The sequence below is a fragment of the Pedobacter sp. AC190 genome, assembly GCF_979258025.1.
The window spans coordinates 4144288-4162244 of sequence record NZ_OZ409824.1 but is presented as its reverse complement, the minus strand read 5'-3'; the positions used below and the strand labels follow the sequence as shown (position 1 = coordinate 4162244).

16 protein-coding genes and 1 pseudogene are annotated in these 17957 nt (G+C 33.7%); 12 read left to right on the top strand and 5 right to left on the bottom strand.

Annotated elements, in window-relative coordinates; all coding sequences use genetic code 11:
* Positions 1-424: 424 nt before the first annotated feature.
* On the top strand, positions 425-694 hold the full coding sequence (gene mobC, locus ACZZZI_RS18265; RefSeq protein ID WP_316758647.1) for a plasmid mobilization relaxosome protein MobC: 270 nt from the start codon (positions 425-427) through the stop codon (positions 692-694).
* A gap of 265 nt (positions 695-959) precedes the next feature.
* Here mobC and ACZZZI_RS18260 read toward each other — a convergent pair whose 3' ends face one another.
* Positions 960-1343, bottom strand: a complete 384-nt coding sequence (locus tag ACZZZI_RS18260) for a hypothetical protein (RefSeq protein ID WP_463490486.1) — start codon at positions 1341-1343, stop codon at positions 960-962.
* 459 nt (positions 1344-1802) lie between these two features.
* Here ACZZZI_RS18260 and ACZZZI_RS18255 point away from each other — a divergent pair, with 459 nt between their 5' ends.
* The 4 genes and pseudogenes from ACZZZI_RS18255 to ACZZZI_RS18240 all read left to right on the top strand — a co-directional run bounded on the left by ACZZZI_RS18255 (position 1803) and on the right by ACZZZI_RS18240 (position 5763).
* Positions 1803-2636 carry a PAS domain S-box protein gene (locus ACZZZI_RS18255; protein WP_316758652.1) on the top strand — a complete coding sequence of 278 codons (834 nt, stop codon included), beginning with the start codon at positions 1803-1805 and terminating at the stop codon, positions 2634-2636.
* A gap of 48 nt (positions 2637-2684) precedes the next feature.
* A complete protein-coding gene (locus ACZZZI_RS18250) occupies positions 2685-3047 on the top strand; it encodes a response regulator transcription factor (protein ID WP_316758654.1) in 363 nt (120 codons plus the stop codon).
* Positions 3048-3065: 18 nt separating this feature from the next.
* A complete protein-coding gene (locus tag ACZZZI_RS18245) occupies positions 3066-3593 on the top strand; it encodes a DUF892 family protein (protein WP_316758656.1) in 528 nt (175 codons plus the stop codon).
* Between the two features lie 719 nt (positions 3594-4312).
* A pseudogene (locus tag ACZZZI_RS18240) lies at positions 4313-5763 on the top strand (IS1182 family transposase).
* 342 nt (positions 5764-6105) lie between these two features.
* On the opposite strand, the gene ACZZZI_RS18235 reads toward ACZZZI_RS18240, so the two are convergent.
* On the bottom strand, positions 6106-7413 hold the full coding sequence (locus ACZZZI_RS18235; RefSeq protein ID WP_316758658.1) for a hypothetical protein: 1308 nt from the start codon (positions 7411-7413) through the stop codon (positions 6106-6108).
* A 583-nt stretch (positions 7414-7996) separates the two neighbouring features.
* Between ACZZZI_RS18235 and ACZZZI_RS18230 the strand changes: the two genes are divergently transcribed.
* The 3 genes from ACZZZI_RS18230 (at position 7997) to ACZZZI_RS18220 (ending at position 10861) form a co-directional block, all read left to right on the top strand.
* A complete protein-coding gene (locus ACZZZI_RS18230; protein ID WP_463490482.1) occupies positions 7997-8398 on the top strand; it encodes a cupin domain-containing protein in 402 nt (133 codons plus the stop codon).
* An 89-nt stretch (positions 8399-8487) separates the two neighbouring features.
* On the top strand, positions 8488-9603 hold the full coding sequence (locus ACZZZI_RS18225) for a DegT/DnrJ/EryC1/StrS family aminotransferase (RefSeq protein ID WP_316758662.1): 1116 nt from the start codon (positions 8488-8490) through the stop codon (positions 9601-9603).
* Entirely contained in the window at positions 9593-10861 is a 1269-nt protein-coding gene (locus tag ACZZZI_RS18220) for a glycosyltransferase family 4 protein (RefSeq protein ID WP_316758663.1), read from the top strand. The genes ACZZZI_RS18225 and ACZZZI_RS18220 overlap by 11 nt, the downstream gene beginning before the upstream one ends.
* 19 nt (positions 10862-10880) lie before the next feature.
* On the opposite strand, the gene ACZZZI_RS18215 is transcribed toward ACZZZI_RS18220, so the two are convergent.
* From ACZZZI_RS18215 to ACZZZI_RS18205, 3 genes are all read right to left on the bottom strand, one after another.
* Positions 10881-11618, bottom strand: a complete 738-nt coding sequence (locus tag ACZZZI_RS18215) for a glycosyltransferase family 2 protein (protein ID WP_316758664.1) — start codon at positions 11616-11618, stop codon at positions 10881-10883.
* Between the two features lie 35 nt (positions 11619-11653).
* Entirely contained in the window at positions 11654-12508 is an 855-nt protein-coding gene (locus ACZZZI_RS18210) for a beta-1,6-N-acetylglucosaminyltransferase (RefSeq protein ID WP_316758665.1), read from the bottom strand.
* A gap of 63 nt (positions 12509-12571) precedes the next feature.
* Positions 12572-14215 carry a hypothetical protein gene (locus ACZZZI_RS18205; RefSeq protein ID WP_316758667.1) on the bottom strand — a complete coding sequence of 548 codons (1644 nt, stop codon included), beginning with the start codon at positions 14213-14215 and terminating at the stop codon, positions 12572-12574.
* A 65-nt stretch (positions 14216-14280) separates the two neighbouring features.
* On the opposite strand from ACZZZI_RS18205, the gene ACZZZI_RS18200 reads away from it, so the two are divergent.
* Genes ACZZZI_RS18200 through ACZZZI_RS18185 form a run of 4 tightly spaced genes read left to right on the top strand, consistent with a single transcriptional unit; the run spans position 14281 to position 17911 of the window.
* Positions 14281-14952, top strand: coding sequence for an HAD family hydrolase (locus ACZZZI_RS18200; protein WP_316758669.1), 672 nt, complete (start codon positions 14281-14283; stop codon positions 14950-14952).
* A 21-nt stretch (positions 14953-14973) separates the two neighbouring features.
* The gene (locus ACZZZI_RS18195; RefSeq protein ID WP_316758671.1) at positions 14974-16017 is read left to right on the top strand and encodes a UbiA prenyltransferase family protein; all 1044 of its coding nucleotides are present in this window, start codon (positions 14974-14976) and stop codon (positions 16015-16017) included.
* Between the two features lie 23 nt (positions 16018-16040).
* Complete coding sequence (locus tag ACZZZI_RS18190; protein WP_316758673.1) at positions 16041-17480, top strand: GMC oxidoreductase; 1440 nt, start codon at positions 16041-16043, stop codon at positions 17478-17480.
* A gap of 2 nt (positions 17481-17482) precedes the next feature.
* Complete coding sequence (locus ACZZZI_RS18185) at positions 17483-17911, top strand: hypothetical protein (RefSeq protein WP_316758675.1); 429 nt, start codon at positions 17483-17485, stop codon at positions 17909-17911.
* The last annotated feature ends 46 nt before the right edge of the window (positions 17912-17957 follow it).

The window sequence follows — 17957 nt, the reverse complement described above, 5'->3', positions numbered from 1 at the left end:
TTCCGGATTACCTTTTTTTACGCATGGTTTGTGTGTGTTTTGGTTAGGTAGAGGGGGACTAAAGGCCCCTTTTTGTCTTGATTTGGTGCGTGATTCTTCGTTTCTTCTGAGGTTTTTTTTTCTTATGGGTAAGTATGGGAGCTATATATTAAGGAAGTGGTGTTGTTTTGTTTTTTTATTGGCAAGATGTCTTTTTGTCGGACGAAAAGAATCTTGCCTTTATCTCTTCGCGGGATCCGCTCAATATAAAGGGTGAAGGAAACTCGCAACTCGTTTCCTTTTTGAAGTCTAGTATAGTTTGCAGAAGTTGAATTAGGAGGGTATCAGATGAGATATAAAGGTGGGCCAACATTAGTTTCAGGCAAACGCATCAAAAAAAATAGATGTCCGGTTTACCCAGGATGAGTTTGATCTGGTTCATGCTATGGAAAAAGCATCGGTGTTGAAAAAAGCGGATCTGATCCGTAAAAAACTGCTCTTTGAAGGACAAAGGATACTTCTGGACGCTAAATCGCTAATGGGTAATTTAGATTTGGTTGGTCTGGAGCTTTCAAGGGCCGGAAATAATATTAACCAGCTGGCCAGATATGCCAATATCTTAAACCGCGATGGGCGCTTTCAGCTGTTTTGGTTGACAGGCTTTTGCTGGAACTCTGCAAATACAATAAAATCAAGATGGATCTGGAGCGATTGATGAGAAAGCTTATCAGGTTGCTGACTAGCTAGCTGATCTGGTAGCTTGTCATTTTGATACTTGGCTACTTTTTGAGCTGGCCAATTGAATATCAGCGTAGCTGGTTCTTTTTGCTCTTCAGTTATCCAGTTAATTGATTGGTTATTTAGCTTGCTCACTAGGTTGCATGATTGGTGGCTATATTGTTTTTTAGATATTTAGTGCTGCTGCTCTTCGATGATTTAGCAGCCTGATCAGTTTCGAGCCTGATCTATACTTAACAAGTTTATTTGCTATTTCTATAATGCGGTATCTGATAAGCTCTACGAAGTTGTCCAGATATCAAAATCTCAAGCGATATGATTGTCAAGATACTCAGCTCATCGGCTAGCTTCGCTGCAGTCAGGTATAATACCGATAAGGTTGGCCGGGGCTTGGGTGAATTAATGGTGGCCAGAAACTTTTCCGCCTGAAGCTTGCAACTTTTCCATGTTATAAGTTCCCCGGCACCTTTTATAAAATAAGGCCTTCCCCCGCGTAAAATTTCGTACCCGGTTTTGGTTTCACGGATTTCAACTTTGACTGGCTTTCCATGCTGCAAGGCCCAGACAGCATTCAGGTATAATAGAAATGTAACAGCGATGAGCAGAGATTTGGATATTTGGTTCATTTTGAAAAACTTAGCTTGTAATTTGCTAAGGCGCTTTCATAATTTCCCATTTTTTATGGATTTGTTACAAGCCATAACACTTAAATCTTCAACACCCAGAGTTTTATCCGCAATTCAGTTTCTCTTACTACCAAACGCATAAGGATTAAATATTTGTCTGTAAGGTGCTATTGTTTTGATCCTTGAAGACAGATGCTTGCAGCGGCTCCGTATGCTGAAAGAAGAAGTTTTTTTTAAGAATTTTGATTATGGCTTAGGCTTCTTTGGGAGTGGGTTAAGTAGGTAACAAGTTCTATGTATAATGGCTTTATGCTCACATAACTGCCTAATGTGCATTCAAAAGTGACATTATCTATCTGTAGCTCATGAATTGAAAACAAATTAAGCAACATTTGTATTTAACCAATATAAATATCCAGTAGTCAGTTAAAGGAATTAGATTATGAATCACTACAGAAGATGGTCAAGTTAAGTTCAAAGAAGGCCTTCGACCTGGAGTATTTTTTCGAGGTGGCACCAGATCTTTTGTGTATTGCCGGATTTGATGGATATTTTAAAAAGATAAATCCTGCAGTTGTAAAGGTGTTGGGATATTCAGAAGATGAACTTTTTGCCAGACCAATTAATGAATTTATCCATCCTGATGACAGGATAAGGACGGCAGAGAAAAGATCGGCATTGTTGGAAGGGCATTCACTTCTCAATTTTGAAAACAGATACCTGACCAAAAGCGGCGCTGTTGTATGGCTAACCTGGACGTCCGTTCCCATTAAAAAGGACAGTCTTGTGTTTGCAATTGCAAAGGACATCACTTTTCAAAGGCAATTACAGGAATATGATCGCATTTCATCGATTCTTGGAATGATAAATGATGACCATCATTCTCGATTCAGACAACAAAAAGATTCAGTTGATCGCACTTTTGCACTAGGGAAATCTGATGATGACAAAATACCATTAGAAGAGCCTTCACAATCTGACCAGTTGTGGCTGAACAGCTTTGAGCAAATCGTACGTAAAAACGCGGGAAAGGAAAATCTAAACCTAGAAGTAATCAGCGATGGGCTGGCACTCAGTCAGCGCCAGTTATTCAGGAGGGTTCATAGCATATTGGGTATTACACCAAATAAGCTTGTAAGGGTAATACGTTTGCAGCTGGCTTGGGAAGCCATTGCTTCAGGGAAATATCGTACAATCAAAGAGATTTCCAATATCGCAGGTTATAGGTCTAGAAACCATTTCAGCAGGCTCTTCTTTGAAGTTTACGGGATACCCGTCGCAGAACTACTTTAGAGTTAGGCTGAATTTATAATTGCAGTAATAAAAACAAAAGCAAAGAATATGGCGAAACGAATACTTGTAATTGATGATGATGAGGATATTCTTTCTATTTTGGACATCATTTTTGCCGAGGAAGGATATGATGTGGTTTTGCAGAATACAGGTACTGATACAGACCATATAAAACTTTTTAACCCCGATTTGATTTTATTAGATGTCAGGATTGCTGGTTATCATAAAACAGGCGATAAAATTTGTGAGGAAATCAGGGGCGAAGCAAGTATGGAGAAAATCCCCGTACTATTGGTTTCTGCTGAGTTTGATGTCCATGAACGTGCAAGCTCTTGCGGAGCTAATGGTTATATTAGTAAGCCCTTTGATATAAACAAACTTCTCGAAAAGGTAAAAGAATTTATAACTTAGCGGACCAATACACTATTAATGTCCGAAAAACCTGATAAGTCCAAGTCATGGAAAAAAATCAATTTAGGTTCTGAGAAACTTAAGATTTTCTTCGTTAAGCACCTCAATCGCATCTACGGTGCCAAACTGCATCTTGTGTCAAGGTTACCAAGTTTAATTAAAGAGGTAGGATTCGACGATCTTAAGTCTGCCATTGAAGACACAGTCGGAGATGTTGAGAAACAGATTGCAAGAATGGAAGTTATCTATTCCCTTTTGGATGCTGAGGTATCAAAGGGCAGCATTCATGGCCTGACGGGTTTAATTCAAGATGCCTTCGAAGCAATTGAAGAACAGGCAGGAGAGCCTGAAATGCGTGATCTGTCTATTATATTCTACCTGCAGAATATAGAAAGTATAGAAATGGCATCTTTTCAGATATTACAAATGGCAGCCGTAAAATTAAAAAACAGACATATCAACCAGCTGCTCAAAGAAAATTATGAGGAAGCTAAAGCAGACCGTATTTTATTGCTACTGATCTCCTCAAAATATATTACAAATTAGTCAGAGTTTTCGTTTTCATAACAACCTTACATATAAATAGCCTGGCCTCTTAGTATCTAAAAATCATCAAATATAATTAGCCATCTTGGCTTTGTAATTATTTACACGAACATATATTTGTTTCATTTTAATATTTAACATTAAATTTTTAAGATGGATGTTCTGCACTAGAATATTTAATTAATAAATGCCAATTTAGCATTTGAAAGTAGATAAAACGATCTTTTGAATGTCGATGATTTACTGGGAAAAGTTCTGTAAAAAGCGTTAAAAATTACTCAGTACTTAATCGTTACCATAAAAATAAAGGTATTTTAAGTGTGTGTATGTATTATAAATAATGTTATGATTTTGCCATAATTGGGCATACCAATACATTTAACCGTTTCTCTCCAAGTTACCGAATTCTGTTAATCACTGAAATTCTGCAATTACCCTTTTTGGTTAACGGGGCATTAATATCTCGTTTTCTTCAAACGGATAACGATCCATACAAACAATACCAATATAATTTGAAACTCCAATGAACATCGCTTTGGATATTCAATCTTGCTATCTTATTATTTTCTTCGTTTTTAAGATTTGATTACAAAAAAAATGTCAAGCAAAAATCGGAGGGCACTGAAAAAGTCCCTTGTTAAAATGGGATAAAAGGAGTAGAGAACTAGTTTTTCTACTCCTTTTTTTGTATCTTAAAGGTGTATTATTATTGCTTTTAGATGCTTCTTCAACAACAAAAAATCCAGTTTAGCGAGTTTTCCAGGCTTTATGACCTGATTGTTCCCAAAGAGAACTTACTGCGCAAGATTAATGAGCTTATAGATTTTGGCTTTATATATGATGAGCTTTTGGATAGATACTGCACGGAGAACGGGCGTAATGCTGAGAGTCCAGTACGCATGTTCAAATACCTACTTTTGAAAACCATATTCACCGTTTCAGATGTTGATGTCGTAGAGCGTTCCCGCTATGATATGTCCTTCAAATATTTTCTGGAGATGTCCCCAGAAGAAGATGTGATCAATTCAAGCTCATTGACCAAGTTCAGAAAGCTCCGCCTTAAGGATATGGATCTTTTAAACCTTCTAATTGGCAAAACTGTTTCCCTGGCCTTGGAAAAAGGCATTATTAAATCCAGGTCCATCATTGTCGATGCGACGCATTCACTTTCCAGATCCAATCCATATTCACCTATTGAAGTGCTCAGGCAACGCTCGAAACTGCTCCGAAAAGCAGTGTATCTAATGGATGATGACTTCAAGGGGCAGATGCCTGAGAAAAATGATTCAAATGATATCCTTAAAGAAATAGAATACTGCAAGGAGTTACAAAAACTTATCGAGTCTGATGAAGCATTAAGTGAAATCCCTGCTGTGAAAGAGAAGCTAAACCTCTTAAAGGAAACAGTGGAAGATACCGGGAGAGTTATGTGATATCCAAAGATATGGATGCCAAGGTTGGTCATAAAACAGCTGACAGCAGTTTTTTTGGTTACAAAACTCATTTGGCAATGACAGAGGAACGTATCATAACGGCCGCTATTGTTACCTCCGGGGAGAAAGGCGATGGTCCTGAGCTGCCAAAATTATTGAACCAGACACAGGCCAACGGAATGGAGGTTGATACTATCATAGGTGATGCAGCCTATGCCGGCAAGAACAACCTCAAGCTTAAGGATTTGAACGGAAATAAGATTAAGATCGTTGCCAGGATGAACCCTGCTATTACTCATGGTACTAGAAAAGAGGAAGAAAAGTTTGATTACAACAAAGACGCTGATATGTTCGTATGCCCTGCAGGGCACCTGGCCATGTATAAACGGGTGCAGGGCAAAAAGGTAGATAAGAGCAATCAGGTTATGACCTATTATTTCGATATCGAAAAATGCAAAGTATGCCCGCTAAAGGATGGCTGCTACAAAGCAGAAGCCAAAAGCAGGACGTACTCGGTTGCAATAAAACCAGATGAGCACAAAGAGCAGGAGATGTTCCAACAAAGCGAGTACTTCAGGGAAAAGTCAAAACACAGATATAAAATTGAGGCGAAAAATAGTGAATTGAAAAATGTGCATGGATATGACAGAGCAAATTCCTATGGCCTTGAAAACATGAGAATGCAAGGTGCACTTGCGATATTCGTAGTAAATCTAAAAAGAATACTAAAATTCTAAAACGGGATCATTATTACCAAAAAAACATGCCAAAAAGGGCTATAAAACACTGAAATTCCTCGAGAGAACTTGATGAATTGGAATCAGTAAAAAATATAAAAACACTCAAAAAACAAAAAGCGGATGGAGATCTTATGACCTACTCATCCGCTAATCTTTTTATAGACCATTTTGAGTCTACTTTTTCAGTGCCCTCAAAAATCGTATTCATATTTTTTAGCTTGTGTGTCTAATATCTTATTACGAATTTTAAGCCATTAGATAAGTATAAAATTATCATAAATTTAAAAAGGGTTATGAATGCTAATTCATAACCCTTTTTAGAAATCTAAAGCTCTTCTTTTATAAAGCAGCGCCTATTCCTGAGAATAAAGACCCAAAGCTGCTTAGATCAATAATAGCGCTTGCTTGTGTTGTGTATTTATTGTTTTCTTCTTTAATTATTTTAGTATCACTCATGTTATTAATCATATTAGTAATTGTTTTTGTACTACTAAATAAATTAAATCCAAGGTTGTTGTAAAACTCAAGTGAACCCCCAGTGTTATACAAATCTAAAACTTGTCCTTCCCAATCTTTAGAAGTATTCATTTGGCCAACCGTGTTATTATATACTTTTGCATTCGCATAAGTCGATTTTCCTGGATACATATTTCTATCAAATGCTTGAAGTTCAAAACCTCCGTATTTTCTAGTATTAAAACAAATGTTATTATAAATTTCATTAGTAGCTGGAGATGTTCCTCTTGAATATAACCACATTCTTATAGCATTACCCTGGTAATTTGTACATTTATTATCATGAAATTTACCATTTCCTTGCATTGAAAATACACCGTTGTGGTTATTGTTCGAAGGATTTACATTATTTACAACGTTATGATGGATGTTGTAATCCTGAACATTAGTAAAAGTACATAAGCTACCAACATTTGTATTTTGAAAAGTGTTGTAAGCAATTTCAACATCTTTAAAGAAACCACTATCTTCTCCAGAATCTTTATTTAAGTTTCCGCCAAAAGTAATAGTTCCAGCATTGTCAAATAAACAGTTTAAAATTTTAAAGCCTTCGGTTCTTGTTGCAGCGGTACCATTGTATTTTAAATTACTATCGTTACCGCTGTCGCCAGATATCGTATAATCGTTAACGTTTTTAAAACTCATGTTTTTCAATGTTAACCCATTCATTTTACCATGTAAACTAATTGCTCTGTATCCAATATTATTAAAGCTGAAGCCGTAAGTAATTCCATCAGTATAATCTCCAGAAATTTGTAGATTACTAATGTTATCTGTTAATAATGATTCTGAGATATTAACCTGGCCATTGTTTTTAATAGCAATAGGTTGATCAACAGTACCAGCAATATTAAGAACAGTAATTGTTTTGTAAGTTCCTGCTTTAACTTTTATTAGTTTAATTTTAGTTAAATCTAAAGATTTACCGTCAATTGTTAGGTTACCCGATCCTGTTCCAACTTCGTAAGATGGTACAACAGGTGTTGGTGTAGGAGTTGGGGTGGTAGTAGGTGGTGTAGTGCTAACTGGAGTCTCTGTAGTTAGATCAGCTATAGTCGTATTTTTCTTGCAAGCAGCGAACAAAATAACTAGCACAAAAAGGATGGATTGCATTTTCGAATTTCTTTTCATTAAATATTTTTAAATATAAGTGATAAATTGTTTGTTGCTTCTTAAACGACAATTTTAATCAATATTATATAGATTACGATATACCATTTTTATGTGTTTTTAGCATCAGAAACCCATTTTTGCGAAAAATATTCGATTAATATCCTCTGAGGCAACATTATTGATACATGACTGACCTATATTCGACTGGGTTGTATTATTTTTTATGACTATTTTATGACAAACAATCGGAGTGATTTGAAATTATCACCTAATAAGCTGATAACGTAGGTTTTGCTAATAGTTCACACATTGTGGTTACAAGATTTGTATGATTAAAAATGCAGATCGAAAGAAAGTTGTTGTAAAAGTTAAAAAATATGCTTATTATGCATTATTTCAGTTTCGTTGACATTAAATAAGGATAGAAGAAGCCTAATTTAGAAAAGGTTTTTGAATTCATATTTATCGGCCAACTTTTATTGTAACCACGAATTACAAGTTCTCTCACTAAAGTTACCAAATCTTATTTTTCTTTTAAACTTAAAGTAGCTAAATTGCGTGCAATAATTTAAACCAAAACAAGTCTACATTTATATTAGTAATGATTGAAAGAATCGAGCATAATAGCGTCCTTTTGGCAATAATTATTAGAGCTAATTATAAGGAAGAGGGTATAGCATTCTTCACACCAGGAGACTTCTCCCAGCAACTTGGGTATATGAATAGAAGCAAGGGTTATGTTATCGAGCCACACGTACATAAAATTGTAGAAAGAAAAGTTACGCTTACTCAAGAAGTTCTGTACATTAAAACAGGAAAAGTTTTAATTAATTTCTATGATAATGATCAACAATATTTAGAGAATAGGATTTTAGAAAAAGGTGATGTAATATTATTAGCAAGTGGCGGACATGGATTCGAAATGCTTGATGATACGGAAATGATTGAAATAAAGCAAGGACCTTATATAGGCGACGAAGATAAAGTTAGATTTAAAGTATAATCTTGATATTTGCCTAAACATTAACAAGGATCTTTATAAACATTTGAAACCTTTGTTAATGCATTAATATATTAACGTAATTTACTCTCATGAATTTTATCCCCGTTAACGTTCCTCTTCTAGAAGGAAACGAATTAAAGTATTTAACAGAATGCATTACTACTGGCTGGATCAGTAGCGAAGGTCCATTCATTACAAAATTTGAAGATAAATTTTCCGAATATATTGGACAAAAACATGGTATAGCTGTTAGCAATGGTTCAGCTGCGCTAGATATTGCCATCAAAGCATTAAATATTGGAGCAGGCGACGAGGTTATAATGCCTAGTTTTACTATTATTTCTCCAGCACAATCTGTTGTTACCGCTGGCGCTATCCCAATTTTAGTCGATTGCGACCCTGTTACCTGGAATATGAATGTTTCAGAAATAGAATCTAAAATTACCAATAAAACGAAAGCGATCCTTATTGTTCATATTTATGGCTTACCAGTAGATTTAGACCCTATCGTCGATTTAGCTAAAAAGTATAACTTAAAAATTATAGAGGATGCAGCTGAAATGCACGGACAAACCTATAATGATAGAAAATGCGGCTCATTTGGAGATATTTCAATTTTCAGTTTTTATCCAAATAAACATATAACAACAGGCGAAGGAGGGATGATTTTAACTAATGATGATCAATTGGCTAAAAGATGTAAAAAGCTGAGAAATCTCTGCTTTGAACCTGATGGGCCTAGATTTATACACCATGAAATTGGTTGGAATTACAGAATGACAAACCTTCAGGCTGCATTAGGTTTAGCTCAATTAGAAAAAATTGATTCGTTTTTAGTGAAAAAGAGAAAAATTGGTCAGTTTTATAACGAGAAACTACAGTTTTTAAAGGCTAAAGGTTTTCAATTACCAGAAGTTAGCACCCCATATGCTGAAAATATTTACTGGGTTTTTGGTTTAGTTGCGCCAAGCGAGCAAGAAAAAAATAGAATAATTGATATTTTAAGTCAAAATAAAATTGCAACCAGACCATTTTTTTGGTGCATGCATGAGCAACCTGTTTTTAAAAAAATGGGACTTTTTGCTGATGAAGAATATCCAAATTCAGAAAAAATTGCCAGAAATGGATTTTACCTACCATCAGGCTTAGGAGTAACAGAAGAAGAATTGCTAAGAGTAGTAGATGTGATCGAGCATGCATATTAATAAATTAAAAGTTGGTGTTTTATTAGAAAACTACAAAAAAGAAGAGGGCGGAGCTCATTCTTATTATAACACTTTAGTAGAAGGAATTGCAGATTATAAATTCGATGAAAACTTAGAATTTGTTTTTATAACTATTGGTAAATCAATAGATTCATCTGCTCCTGAAAAAAGCTTTCTTTTTGATATCGAAAAAATTATGAAGAGGAAACATATGTTTTTCTACTTCCTTGAAAAAATATCTAGATTAAAAGGAATAAACTATTTCCCTTTATCAATTAAAATACAAGATTCTTATTGCTTAAGGTTTAATAAAGAAATTAAGAAGAAACTTGCTGAAAATGAGATTGATTTAATCTACTCATTAACACCATATTATAACGATTTAAACTACCCAACTGTAGTAACACATTGGGATATTGGCCACAAGAGTACATTCTCATTTCCAGAAGTAATGTATAACGATGAGTATGAATTTAGAGAGCTTTTTTATCAAAAGTATCTTCAAAAATCTTTCGCAATAATGTGCGAATCGGAAGCGGGTAAAAAAGAACTTTGCGCTTACAAAAATATCAATCCAAATAAAGTATTTATTGTATCTATGTTTGCTGGTAACATGGTTAATTTAAAGTTAAACGAGGTTGAAGAGCAAAAAATTCTTGAAAAATTTGAAATAAAAAAATCTCAGTTTTTTCTATATCCTGCGCAATTTTGGGCTCATAAAAATCACTACAATTTGATTTTAGCTTTCGAAGAATTTGCTAGAAAACATACTGAAGTTAAGCTTCTTTTACCAGGAAGTGATAAAGGAAATTTATCTTATATTAAAGATTTAGTTAAGAAGTTGGGAATAGAAAGCAAAGTTATTTTTGGAGGTTTTGTTTCCAATGAAGAGCTTAACGTATTTTATAAAAATGCAATTTCGCTGGTTATGCCAACTTTATTGGGGCCAACTAACATGCCACTCTTAGAAGCTAATGCATTAAGCTGCCCAGTAATATGTACCGATTTTCCTGGCCACAGAGAAAGTCTAGGCGATAGTGCAATTTATATTAATCCTTTGCAAAAAGAAAGCATTTTAAATGCCTTAGAAGAGATGTATGCTGGCAAGAAATTTGAAAATACCAAAGCTAGAAATTCACTTGAAAATTCTTTAATTCAGATTAATAAAATATTTAGCAATCTTATATCTATTAGAAAAACTTTTCCTGTAGATTTTAAAGTATTAAATACGCTGATTAGTCTTTGGGCTTTTTCGTAGATTTCTTTTAAGAAAAACCTTATCGAAAAAAATAATCTTTTGTTTTAGCAATTACCAACTTGGTATAGAAATAAGGTAGCATTAATGGATTTTCCTTGAATAAATGCTGCTTTATAGTTTGATGCAAATGATATCCTGTATCTGCAACAGCAGTTTTATTTAATCCGTCTGAGTGAAAAACCCCCAATAATTGATCAATTTTTATGATTTTAAAATCTTTGTAAACACGTAAAAGAAACCAAATGTCCATAGCGTAATGATCATCTATTGGGAAATGGCCTATTTTTTCTTGTATTTTTCTTTTGTAAAAATAGCTAACTGGATTGTTAGGGAAAACGTTTAACCAGTATTGTAAAATGTGCGTATACTTATTTGAAGGAATTCGCTTTACGCTTTCTTCATCCGTAAGAAATACCAAATCGCCAACAACCATGTCTGCACTTGGAACCTTTTTGAAGGCGTTAATTATACTTTCAAACGCTCCAGGACTAAATTCATCATCTGCATTGAGATAAACAATAATATCACCGCTACTCATATCAAATGCCTTGTTCATTGCATCCGATTGTCCTCTGTCTTTTTCAGAAACGTAAATGATATCTTTGTGCTTTTTTATAATTTCAACAGAATCATCTGTCGAACCACCATCTGAAATTATATGCTCATAATTTGTATAGCTTTGTTTCAAAACGCTATCAATCGCTCTTTGTAAGTATTTGCCTGAATTATATGAAGGAGTTAATACACTTATTTTCATTTAATAATAGTTATGATTTTTAAGTCTGTTAAAGTTTAGGAAATAAGTTCGGAATCTACCTTATCAAGGATTATTTCGTCGAACTCTACATCAAATTTTCTGGCAAAATGCATTGGCGAAGATTTTAGCTTTGAATAATCTTCTATTCCAAGAAGCTTTGGGTGAGCATTTCCTTCTGACCAATCAATATAACGTAAATTGTTATTATTAGTTTTATTTTTAAATTCTGAATTCATAACTAATGTTGCAATAATAAACTCATCTGTTCCCCAGCAATATTTTAAGAAATTGTTTAACTTCTTATTTTTAGTTATTACTTCAGCTACGTGCTGAGCACATTCGGCACTTAAAGTCCACCATGAAGAATCGCTTCCGCCGTATAATTCTAAATTTTCAGGAAATTTCCTTTTTGGTAAAATTTTGTTAATTATTCTTTGAAAAAAATATTTGCTCTTAAAATTTATATCGGTGAAGTGGTATTTCTCATAGCGTTCTGGAGCGGCTGCCCACCAGTCAGACTTGCTACTTGCAAAGTTTATGAAATTCTGTCCTGGTCGTTCTTTAAAGAAACTATGAATATCGCTAATCGAACTTATCGGGTAATCTTGTGCACTTAGTAAATTAATAAAACCGTAATCCTTATTTAAAGCAGTTATCTCATTTATAGAATTTATTATTCCCTGAGTAAAACTCCAGCCACCCCAGTTGCATTTAATTCTATTATTTATAAAATAAACTTGATCTAATTTTTCCAAGAAAAGAAAATCATCAATTGAAATTTTCTTATCCAAATGGATATAAAAATCAAAATCTTTATGTTGCAGACTTTTTATTAACCTAGCCAATTGAGCTGGGTTTTTATGAGTCATAACGATATGTGCAATGCGCATATTATAGGGGTGAAGAATGCAATAAATGTACTGAACTATTAGGTGTGTTAAAAATACACTATTTTATCGTTTTTTTGGTTTAAATTCCAACAAATAAACAGCAATATCTTTAGTAACATATTTTTTTAAAGGTTTATGAGTTTTAAGGAATTCTTTTAATAAATGATCTGTTGGACTTAGATTTTTAGTATAATACCAATCTGGAGTATCAATTTTATCGCCAATATCTGTTAAGAATTTGGTGTTATATACAAGCCAAACCCGCCTATGTTTAGAAATTTCGCTAAAATCGTTATGTAAATTGTGGTAGTACTCTTCGTAGTTTTTTGAACTATATCTTTGGTCTGTTCCTTCAGTAGCCTTAAAATTATACTTATACATATTGTTATATAACCTAAATCCAGGTAAGTTGTTCCAGTAAACATATACAGCATCATCTTTACTATAATTTTTGTTTATATAAGATAATGCTTCTCTTTGAGATGATGTTTTATGAAGGTAAAAATTCTCAGCAGTTATGAAACTTCCGATAGAACCGAACACTGGCCCGATGATTAACAATACAAAAATTAAGTTTGATAGTACTTTAGACTTGAATTTAAAGCTGAGGTATTCAAAACCAATTCCCAAAATTATTATAAAAACTGGTGCTATAAATACCCAAAATCTTTCAGTAAGTGGATATAACTCCAATCCTGAAGCTAAAAAAGTTAAGGCGATTGGTATTAGTAAGATTAAAGATGTTTCGGCGCTCTTTTTCTTAATTGTAATGCAAAAACCAATAATCAATAGCAACATTGGCAATAAAGGCATCTTAAAAATCATGTTTAAGCCTTGATATTTTGTTACAGCACCAAAATTCCACAATAAGCCAAGCGGATAATCGAGCATTCGGTAAAAATTCATCGCAAACCATTTCAGACCTCCTATAGATTTAGGAGGAAAAGGCATAAAATTATCATATGCTCTAAACCAGTAAACAATCCATTGAGATTCAGCGTGCTTGTGTGTAAAAAGGAGATAATTGATAGCGAAACTAGTTAACCATATAGAAAATGGTATTAGAGATATAAAGAAGACACTCCAGTTTTTCTTCAATAAGTGATATATACTTACACCAATTCCAATACCACCAAGTATAAATACAGAAGCATAAGAAAACCATAAAATAATACCTCCAGTTATGCCCCAAAAGATTAAGCTGTTTATATATTTTTCGTCTTTAAACTTGATGAACAAGAAAAGCGACAACATTGTACCTAAAAGCTCGGTAGAATATTGCTTTACTTCTACGCTGTGGTAAACTAATGCAGGTGAAAAGCAAAATATTGTAAAAGCTAGTAGAGCAGCTTGATTTTTAAGGAAATATCTTGATACTGGAATAAATATTAGCATTGATAGAATACCTGAAATTAAAGGGAAAATTCTAAGAAAGATTTCCTTATTTCCAAATTGATAAACGAAAAACTTAACTGCCAATAGAAAACCAATCGGTGCTTTTTGCTGGTAGTAAAGTGGTGAAGATACAAGCTCATTGGCGCTCATTTTCACCAGACTGGTAGACAAATAAACCTCGTCCATCCATAAAGAACGATTGTAGATTAAGTGAAATAATCTAATTGTGACACCAGCAACAAAGATCGCAAAGAATATTGCTGTATTTGAGCCGTTTGACTGAATTTTACTTTTACTGCTTGATGAGTACATTATTTAAAAACTAACGCTTCGCAATATCGGATTTTTTAATAATTTTACTGTAATTAATCCCTTCTGTGAAAAATATTAATCTGAATAACATAAAACTAGTCATTTTTGATGTAGATGGAACATTGTATGATCAATCTAAATTAAGAAAAAAAATGCTTGTGGAATTAATCAGATATTACCTATTTAAGCCTTGGAGATTTAAGGATTTACTTATCGTTTATCATTTTAGAAAAGAACGAGAAAAAAAGGCTGGGCAACAAATTAACAATCTTCAGGAAGAACAATTTAAATGGTGTGCAGCAAAAATTAATGTTCCGCTAAATAGAATTAAAGAGGTAGTAGATAAATGGATATTTAAATTCCCGATCAAATACCTTAAAGAATCTGCCTATCCAGATGTAAATTATTTCTTTTCTAAACTAAAGGAAAACGGCGTTTTAACCGCTATATATTCAGATTATGATTCTAAGTTAAAGCTTGATAGTATGAACTTATCGGCGAATCTACTTGTTAGCTCAACTGATGAAAATATTAATGCCATGAAACCATTACCAGATGGCTTAAATTACATACTCGCAAAACTTAATATAGAAGATAAAGGTAAATGCTTATTTATAGGAGATAGGCAAGAGTTGGATGGAATATGTGCCGAAAGGGCAGGAATTCCTTTCTTATTAATTGATAATGATAACGCAAATGACAATTTTTATAAATCACTCTCAAACAAGCTGGCTTAATTTAAATTAAGTCGAATTATTATGATAGACAAAATTACGTTACCTAATGATCCCTTATCATCAGATAACACATCTCAAACCGAGCTGAGACCAGCTAAAATTAAAGAATATATTGCTATAGCTCGCCCAGACAACTGGGTTAAAAACCTTTTTATGGTTCCTGGAATGCTATTTGCATTATCTATATTCCATACTCCGTTTAATGGAGCACTTATATTTAAGATTGTTTTTGGCTTAATTAGTATTTGTCTGGTTGCATCAGCAAATTATGTTATTAACGAATATTTAGATGCCAGTTTCGATAAATTTCATCCTTTAAAAAACAAACGCTCTTCGGTAGTTTCAATTGTAAATCCAAAAATAGTATATACCGAATACGCAATACTGGCAGTTATTGGCTTGTCATGCGCATTTTTAGTATCTATAAAGTTTTTATTCGTAGCTGCTTTTCTCTTATTTATGGGCGTAATGTACAATGTTAGGCCATTTAGAAGTAAGGATAGAGTTTTTATGGATGTACTAACAGAATCTATAAATAACCCAATAAGATTTGCCGCTGGTTGGTTTATTTTTAGTCCAGCTTTAGGTATTCCAAATAGTAAATGGGATTTAAACTGGATAAACACTTTTCCGCCAGTTAGTATTATTATTGCTTATTGGATGGGCGGTGCGTTTTTAATGGCGACCAAACGTTTTGCCGAATTTAGGCTAATCGACAATCCTCATGTTGCAGGCTTATATCGAAAATCATTTAAGGTTTATACCGAAAACAGCCTTCTAGTATCTATGTTTTTTTACGCAATTACCTGTGCCTTCTTTATGGGTATTTTTCTGGTAAAAGATAGAATAGAATTACTGGTTAGTTTTCCATTTTTTGCTTTGCTATTTTCATGGTATTTAAAAATTGGATTATTAAATGATTCTCCTGTTCAGGGGTCAGAAAAACTTTACACAAGAAAATGGTTTATGCTCTATCTGGTATTATTTACAGCATTATTATGTACGCTGATGTTTATCGATATTCCATGGTTACATTGGTTTTTGAAAAATGCAAATAATTATTAAATCATAAATCTTAAATTATTGCGATGAAAAGAGATTTTTATGATTTAGTAGTTGTGGGGACAGGCTTTGCCTCGAGTTTTTTTTTAAAGAAATATCTCTCAAAAGTTGGTAATGATAAGAATGTACTTGTTTTAGAGCGCGGACATTTTTATCCTCACGAAGAACGTTTAAAAACAAAAAGAGGAGAGGAATCAGCATATCAAAAATATGAAGAGCCGTGGGAAAAGGCCATCAATAATTTAAGCCCTTATAAAAAATGGCCTTTTACAACAGGTTTAGGAGGCTGCTCTAATTGTTGGTGGGGTTGTACACCGCGTTTTATGCCAACTGATTTTAAAATGAAATCTTTATATGGTATCGAACAGGATTGGCCAATAGATTATAATGATTTAGATCAATACTATTACGAAGCTGAAGAGTTAATGCACGTATCGGGGCCAGAAGGAACGCCATTTCCAAGAACTGGAAAATATCCTTTACCACCACATGAGTTTAGTTTGGTAGATAAAATTCTGCATAAAACTTATGGCAACAAATACATCAGTCAGCCTACGGCAAGAGCAAGTAGAGCAACCGAAGGCCGAAATCAGTGTATGACTTCGAGCACCTGCGATACATGTCCAGTTAATGCAAAGTTTACAATAGAAAATTCTAAGATAGGCGTTTATGAAGATGAACGAGTAGAATTAGTCTATGGTGCTCAGGTTTATAGTTTAGAAATCGCGAATAACGTTGTAAAGAAAGTTTACTTTATTCAAGATGGAAAAGAAAAAAGTATTGGTGGCGAATTAATTGTTTTAGGCGCAAATCCATTCTTTAATTCAAATATACTTTTAAATTCTGGAGATACATCGAGCCTGTTGGGAAAAGGAGTAGGTGAGCAACTTGGCATGCAAGTGTTGATTTACCTGGATGGAATGAGTAACGTGGGCGGAAGTACCTGGGTTAATGCTAACGGATACATGTTGTATGATGGGGAACACAGAAAAGATTACGCAGCTTGCTTAATGGAGGTAAGTAATGCGCCTTATTACATACGTTTAGAAAGAGGAAAGTATTTAAACATTGCAAGTATTAGATTATTATTTGAAGATGTTCCGTTAGATGTTAATTATGTAAACAAAACTTCTAATAAATTAGTTCCTGATGTGCATCATGTAGAAAGATCTCCTTATACTTTAAAGGCAATTGAAAATATGAAGGAGAAACTTCCAGGCATTTTATCTTGCCTTCCAGTTGAAAAACTAGAGTACTTAGAGCCTTTTCCGAATGAAGGGCATATTATTGGTGGTACGAGAATGAGCAGCGACCCGCTACTTGGTGTGGTTGATAAACATCTTATGCATCATAAATACAGAAATTTAATGGTTTTAGGAGCTGGAGCATTTACTACTTATAGCGCATCAAATCCTACGTTAACACTTTCAGCATTATCTTTATTAGCAGCAGATAAGACATTTTAAGCATGAACCGCAGAAAATTTTTATTTTTAACAGGCGTAACAACTGGAGCTGTAATAATTCCAGCATCGGTTTATTTTGTTTCTGGATCAGTTAAAAAGTTTGCCGTATTGTTAATAGAAAAAGAACTATCCTACCTTAAGCTAGAGCCAGGAAGCGTAATTAAGTATGTAGATGATTATTTTAAAAATAGCAATGATGCAGTTTCGAGATTAAAATTCAAAACAATGTATTATCTCAATATCAACTGGGAAAAATCTAATCATCTTAAAGAACTGATTAAATATTATTTATTATCGACCGATTTCTTTATAAATAAAATGGATGAAAGCAAAGTTGTTAGATATTTGGGCCAATACAGCCCGTATAAAAGTCCTGTACCAAATCCATTTGCTTACACACTTTACCCTCCTGCAACAATAAAGAATCCATAATTTAATACCTCAACAATAAAATACTCGAATTCAATTCCATTTTATG

Coding starts and splice junctions, on each gene's coding strand:
- ACZZZI_RS18225 (WP_316758662.1), top strand. CDS start 8,488: ATGAATTTTATCCCCGTTAACGTTCCTCTTCTAGAAGGAAACGAATTA.
- ACZZZI_RS18210 (WP_316758665.1), bottom strand. CDS start 12,508: ATGCGCATTGCACATATCGTTATGACTCATAAAAACCCAGCTCAATTG.
- mobC (WP_316758647.1), top strand. CDS start 425: ATGGAAAAAGCATCGGTGTTGAAAAAAGCGGATCTGATCCGTAAAAAA.
- ACZZZI_RS18205 (WP_316758667.1), bottom strand. CDS start 14,215: ATGTACTCATCAAGCAGTAAAAGTAAAATTCAGTCAAACGGCTCAAAT.
- ACZZZI_RS18220 (WP_316758663.1), top strand. CDS start 9,593: ATGCATATTAATAAATTAAAAGTTGGTGTTTTATTAGAAAACTACAAA.
- ACZZZI_RS18195 (WP_316758671.1), top strand. CDS start 14,974: ATGATAGACAAAATTACGTTACCTAATGATCCCTTATCATCAGATAAC.
- ACZZZI_RS18255 (WP_316758652.1), top strand. CDS start 1,803: ATGGTCAAGTTAAGTTCAAAGAAGGCCTTCGACCTGGAGTATTTTTTC.
- ACZZZI_RS18245 (WP_316758656.1), top strand. CDS start 3,066: ATGTCCGAAAAACCTGATAAGTCCAAGTCATGGAAAAAAATCAATTTA.
- ACZZZI_RS18260 (WP_463490486.1), bottom strand. CDS start 1,343: ATGAACCAAATATCCAAATCTCTGCTCATCGCTGTTACATTTCTATTA.
- ACZZZI_RS18185 (WP_316758675.1), top strand. CDS start 17,483: ATGAACCGCAGAAAATTTTTATTTTTAACAGGCGTAACAACTGGAGCT.
- ACZZZI_RS18190 (WP_316758673.1), top strand. CDS start 16,041: ATGAAAAGAGATTTTTATGATTTAGTAGTTGTGGGGACAGGCTTTGCC.
- ACZZZI_RS18230 (WP_463490482.1), top strand. CDS start 7,997: ATGATTGAAAGAATCGAGCATAATAGCGTCCTTTTGGCAATAATTATT.
- ACZZZI_RS18250 (WP_316758654.1), top strand. CDS start 2,685: ATGGCGAAACGAATACTTGTAATTGATGATGATGAGGATATTCTTTCT.
- ACZZZI_RS18235 (WP_316758658.1), bottom strand. CDS start 7,413: ATGAAAAGAAATTCGAAAATGCAATCCATCCTTTTTGTGCTAGTTATT.
- ACZZZI_RS18215 (WP_316758664.1), bottom strand. CDS start 11,618: ATGAAAATAAGTGTATTAACTCCTTCATATAATTCAGGCAAATACTTA.